Source organism: Cognatishimia coralii (assembly GCF_037478305.1).
GTDB lineage: Bacteria > Pseudomonadota > Alphaproteobacteria > Rhodobacterales > Rhodobacteraceae > Cognatishimia > Cognatishimia coralii.
The window spans coordinates 1-5,022 of record NZ_JBBGAZ010000028.1; the positions used below are offsets into that span (position 1 = coordinate 1).

The 5,022-nt window shown below is 57.1% G+C and carries 3 protein-coding genes and 3 pseudogenes; 1 reads left to right on the forward strand and 5 read right to left on the reverse strand.

Annotation, left to right across the window (positions count from 1 at the left end; genetic code table 11):
• Window positions 1-86: 86 nt before the first annotated feature.
• The 5 genes and pseudogenes from WG622_RS19070 to WG622_RS19090 form a co-directional block, all read right to left on the reverse strand.
• A complete protein-coding gene (locus tag WG622_RS19070) occupies window positions 87-440 on the reverse strand; it encodes an IclR family transcriptional regulator (RefSeq protein ID WP_339404886.1) in 354 nt (117 codons plus the stop codon).
• A 70-nt stretch (window positions 441-510) separates the two neighbouring features.
• A pseudogene (locus WG622_RS19075) lies at window positions 511-1,389 on the reverse strand (IS3 family transposase); the annotation flags it as partial.
• A 12-nt stretch (window positions 1,390-1,401) separates the two neighbouring features.
• Window positions 1,402-2,763 carry an IS110 family RNA-guided transposase gene (locus tag WG622_RS19080; RefSeq protein WP_339404887.1) on the reverse strand — a complete coding sequence of 454 codons (1,362 nt, stop codon included), beginning with the start codon at window positions 2,761-2,763 and terminating at the stop codon, window positions 1,402-1,404.
• A gap of 228 nt (window positions 2,764-2,991) precedes the next feature.
• Window positions 2,992-3,231 (reverse strand): annotated as a pseudogene (locus tag WG622_RS19085) (transposase); the annotation flags it as partial.
• Window positions 3,232-3,564: 333 nt separating this feature from the next.
• Window positions 3,565-4,158 carry a hypothetical protein gene (locus WG622_RS19090; RefSeq protein WP_143516977.1) on the reverse strand — a complete coding sequence of 198 codons (594 nt, stop codon included), beginning with the start codon at window positions 4,156-4,158 and terminating at the stop codon, window positions 3,565-3,567.
• 169 nt (window positions 4,159-4,327) lie between these two features.
• On the opposite strand from WG622_RS19090, the pseudogene WG622_RS19095 reads away from it, so the two are divergent.
• A pseudogene (locus WG622_RS19095) lies at window positions 4,328-4,851 on the forward strand (transposase); the annotation flags it as partial.
• Between the last annotated feature and the right edge of the window lie 171 nt (window positions 4,852-5,022).

Genomic DNA, 5,022 nt, shown 5'->3' on the forward strand with positions numbered 1-5,022 from the left:
CGAGCACATGCTGCCCATCCTGCGCATCTATGCCGAGGCGCTGTCGCGGTCCCTTTGAACGGTGCCGGCGGGCAAGGCTGCCCGCGTCAGGTCAGCATCATCGTGGTGGTCTGAAGGTTCTTCGCCAGAAGCGTCAGCTTCGGCCCGATCTCGTTGCGGAGCCGTTCGCTCGTGGCGACGGGGCCTGCGCAGCTCAGGGTGAAGATCCGGCCGCTCGACTTGGCGATCACGGGGGTCGCGACCGCGCGGATGGCGAGATGGAAAACCTGGTCGGCCAAGACGAACCCCAAATTCTGGTAGTCGAGCCGGGCCTGCTTGATGCTCTTTTCCCGCGTTGGCCATTCATCCCCAGCCAGGCTGCGCAGATGCGGGGTCATCAGTTCGAGCCGCTCTTCCTCGATCATGGCGAGATAGGCAAGCCCGGCACCGCTGCGGATCATCGGCAGGCGCGATCCGACGCTGTGGTTAAAGATGGACCTGTCCCGTTTCTGTGCCGCCCCAAGTGCTCGTTTAGGCCACTTTCCGTTCGAAGGCGACCGGGCTTTTCCAGCCCAGTGCTGAGTGCCGTCGGCGCGGATCATAAAAGCCATTGATGTACTGGAAGATCGCCAACTCGGCGTCTCTGCGCGTCAGCCACGACCTTCGCCAGATCAGCTCTGCTTTGATCGTTTTGAAGAACGTCTCGACAGCGGAGTTGTCGTAACAATTGCCTTTGCCGCTCATCGATACCTTGAACCCGTGCTGGCGCAGTATCTTCTGGTAGTCGTGTGAGCAGTATTGCGACCCGCGGTCCGTATGATGAATGTAGCCTTTGGGTGGTTGGCGCAGTGCAACCGCCATCTTCAATGCTCGGATTGCTAAGTCACGTTTCATGCGATTGCTGACTGCCCAGCCGATCACCCGCCGAGAATGCAGATCAAGAATGACGGCCAGGTAAAGCCATCCTTCTCGCGTCCAGACATAGCTGATGTCGCCCGCCCACTTCTGGTTCGGTTGATCGGCATGGAAGTTCCGGTTCAGCAGGTTCGGCGCGATATTGAAAGCGTGATTGCTATCCGTTGTGACCATGTACTTCTTCGACCGCTCAACGCGGATGCCATTCTCACGCATCAATCTGCCAACCCGGCGATGACCGACGTTCAGACCCATCTCTTTCAATTCTTCGGTCATGCGTGGACGGCCATAGCTGCCCAGGCTGAGGCGGAACTGTTCCTTGATGTGAGCCAAGACAACCATGTCAGTCCGTTGCCTTTGGCTGGCAGGTCGGCTGCGATAAGCACGCAGACCGCGGGAGCTGACCTCCAGGACGTCACACATGCGCTTCGCGCAAAAGGCATCACGATGTTCTTCGATGAATCGGAACCTCATGGCTTTTGACCCGCGAAGAACTGCGTTGCCTTCCTAAGAAACAGCCGGTTCAGGCAAAACGGGCGCCAAGGCGTAGCCCAGGGTCTTGGCGCGCCGCTGGAGGTTCGCGAGAACGCGCCGGCGGTGACGCTCATCATAGGCTGCGGCGCCCTGATCCTGATAAGTCATTCCATGCCGGATGGCGTTGTAGAACAGGACGGCGATCTTGCGGGCGGTCGCCGTCACCGCCTTCTGCTTTCCGATCCGCGCCGAGAGACGACAATAGAAGGCGCCCAGAGCGGTGTCGCTGCGTCCGATGGTTGTGGCGGCCAATCGCAACAAGGCCCCCGCCCGGCTCGAGGAGCGCCGCGTCTTCGACGACAGAATCTTGCCCCCGGAGATCTTGTTGCCGGGTGACAGGCAGAGCCAGGATGTGAAGTGCTTTGCCGTCTTCCACGCGCGCAGATCAGTGCCGCACTCAGCCACCAGCTTCAGCGCCAGAGAAGGACCAAGGCCATGTATCTGGGTCAGGTCGGTTCCCAATACCCCGTAGAGCGCTGCTCGCACGTCGAAGGCCGGTGCATTGACTTGCCTGCCTTTGATCCGGGCCTTCGGCAGCGGCGGCCGATCGTCCCCTCCCTTGGCTGAGAGGGCGGCAACAGCCGCTTCCAGCCGCTGATCGCATTCCTCGATCTTGGTTTTGTAGAAGTCGTAAAGGTCAAGCGACTGCGCCAGAGCGAAGACATGTTCCGCCCGGTCATTGCCCACAAGTGCTGCCCGGATCGTCGCCGGCGAGGATTTGCATCGCACATCCCGGTAATCGGCCAGCACCTCCGGATCGCGCTCACCCGCGACGATGGCGCGAATGATCTTCATGCCGGTTGCGCCGGTGATGTCGGAGACGACATGGTGCAGCTGTAAGTTCATCTCCATCAGCGCCTTCTGCATGTGTTGAATATGCGCGGCCGCATACTCTGTCAGACGTTCGCGCTGGCGCATGTAAGCACGCAGGGTTGCGATCTCGGCTTCGGGGCGGAAACTACCACGCAGAAGGCCGTAGGAATGCAACTGGCGCAGCCATCCCGCATCGCTGACATCGGTTTTGCGGCCGGGCACGTTCTTGGCGTAACGGGCGTTCACGAGGATCACCTCGAAGCCTCGGGCCTCGAGGATCTCGAACGCCGGTATCCAGTAGGCGCCGGTGGATTCCATGGCCACGCTGGTGACGCCGCAAGACCGGAACCAGTCGGCGAGGTCGTGCAGATCCTGGGTGAACGTGCCGAAGGCGCGAACCGACATGTCACAGCTGGACGGATTCACCGCTGCCATATGCATCGTCGAGCCGATGTCGATCGCGGCCGCATTGGGGTTGACCATCTTGAGGTCCGGGTGGCCGCCGGTCGTAGGTCTGGGCATGACATCTCCTCCGTTCGGAACGAAGGGCGTGGGCCATGCAAGTTCGTCATCTTCCTAACCGGGATCGCCGCAATCGCGCCGTTACCACTCTCAAGTGCGCATCAGCCCATGTGCCACGTTTTTTAACGGGATCCAGCCCACCAATAAGCCATCGGCAACTGCCCTTCGCTACGAGCATAGCACAGGCTGTTGCTACCGCGCACAGGCGGGCTGCGGCCCGGAACGGTTTTTTAGAATTTCCCTCTCCTCCTTGAGAATGCGGTTCTCGCGTCGAAGCCGCTCATTCTCACGGGCAAGGTCCAAGTCTTTGTCGGATACCATCCCGGTGTCGCGATGCGCCGTGACCCACTTGTTCAACGTCGATAGGCCAACGCCCAAATCTGACGCCACCTGCTTCCTTGTCAGCCCACTCGTCAGCGCGATCCGCACCGCATCAGCCCGGAATTCGTCCGTCCGTTTCAGTCCCATAGTTCGTCTCCTTTGCTGCAGTAAATGCTATCAAAGGAGCGGCATCAAACCGCGACACGTCCAAAGTGCCTGAACTGGTGCGGGAACAGGTTCGAATAGCTACGACTATTGAAAGAGAGATGCAAAGAGAGGCTTCACGCCGCAGGCAATGTTCGCCTGAGAACATAGAAGCGCAAGAACGGCAATATGGGTTTGTCGGTTTAGTATTGCAGTTACACTGTGAGCGCTATCCGAATGGTGTTGGTAGATAGCTATCTCAGTATTGGTTCTCGGTCGTCACAATGCTGATCTTAGAGTGCAAGATCAGTTAGTTTCGTCGCCGCTCGTTGCATCCTAGATTTTCAATGAGATTAAGATAACCGTTTTCAATTGCGACCTGGATTTCGCCAAGAAGCCGACTTGCATCGGCATCAGAGACATCACTTGGACAACCATAATCAATCTGACCGGGGGGATAGAAAGGTATATAAAATACCCTTCATTGCCCAAGCCATGAATTCTGATCGATATAGTGCTAGAGTGCGTAAGAAACTCATTGCCAATATTCACCATACCTCCATTGATGCTGGAGGTATTTGACGGTTGTTCTTCCCTATTGATATTTGCCTCTAGTCTTTGCTCTTGTACATCCGTCTCCTCAGGCTCACTTGTGGCTTGAGGAGGCTGTGTATCTACACTGGCTGTTGCAGTTACCTCTTGAATTTCTCTCATGCTTTGCAGATCGCGAAGCGCGTTGTCTATCAACCAGATTTGCTCAGAAATCCATGCATTTGGTATGGTTGAACGACCCTCCGACGATGCTTGTAGAGTGAGCTTGTCCTGAATGTGTTTCAGGAGTGCTTTTTCATATTCGAAGTAACCCACGGCACCGCGGTACTGGAATGGTGAAGCGTCAACATCATCATACCCAACGTTGGCCTGATCCATGAGCTTCTCAAGGTTATCGCGGTTGTCAGGCCTATTTCGCAGGTATTGGATAGCGGATCGAGTTAGCCATTCAACTTGATCATTTAATACGTGGACAGTTGCTTGCCTTCCGATGGTCCTCCCCCACTGACGTGGTCCACCGTAATGTTGAGGAAAACGGAGGGCCAAGATGGCTACGAAACGGCACAAGCCAGAAGAGATTGTCACGAAGCTGCGGCAGGTTGAGGTGCTTGCCGGTCAAGGCACGGCACGTGTGAATGCGATCCGCCAGGTTCGCATTACGGAGCAGACCTACTACCGCTGGCGCAAGCAATACGGCGGGATGGGAACCGACCAACTGAAGGAGCTCAAACGCCTTCAGAAGGAGAATGAGCGGCTGAGGAAAGCTGTCTCTGACCTGACCTTAGACAAGCTCATCCTCGCTGAGGCTGCCCGGGGAAACTACTGAGCCTCGCGCGTCGCCGGACTTGCATCGATCATGTCCGAACAAGGTTCCGCCTGTCTGAGAGACGTGCCTGTCGCGTCCTCGGGCAGCATCGCTCGACGCAGAGGAAGGCTCCTCAAGGTCGAGCGGATGAGGACCAATTGGTCGCAGACATGATCGAACTGGCTCGCCAATACGGCCGCTACGGCTACCGTCGCATCGCGGCCCTGCTGAGAGAGGCGGGCTGGGAGGTGAACGACAAGCGGGTGCGGGCGAGGCCGACGGAGGAAATGAGCTTCAGTTCGAACCCAGCTGTCGCGTAGCCCTTAATTGTGAGATGAGAAATCCAACGAAATCAACGGCCTTGCTTTGCCCTTAAATATGATATTTTGCCTTTAAATCCGATATTTTTGCCCTTAAACCTGAGACAGGGTTCGCAG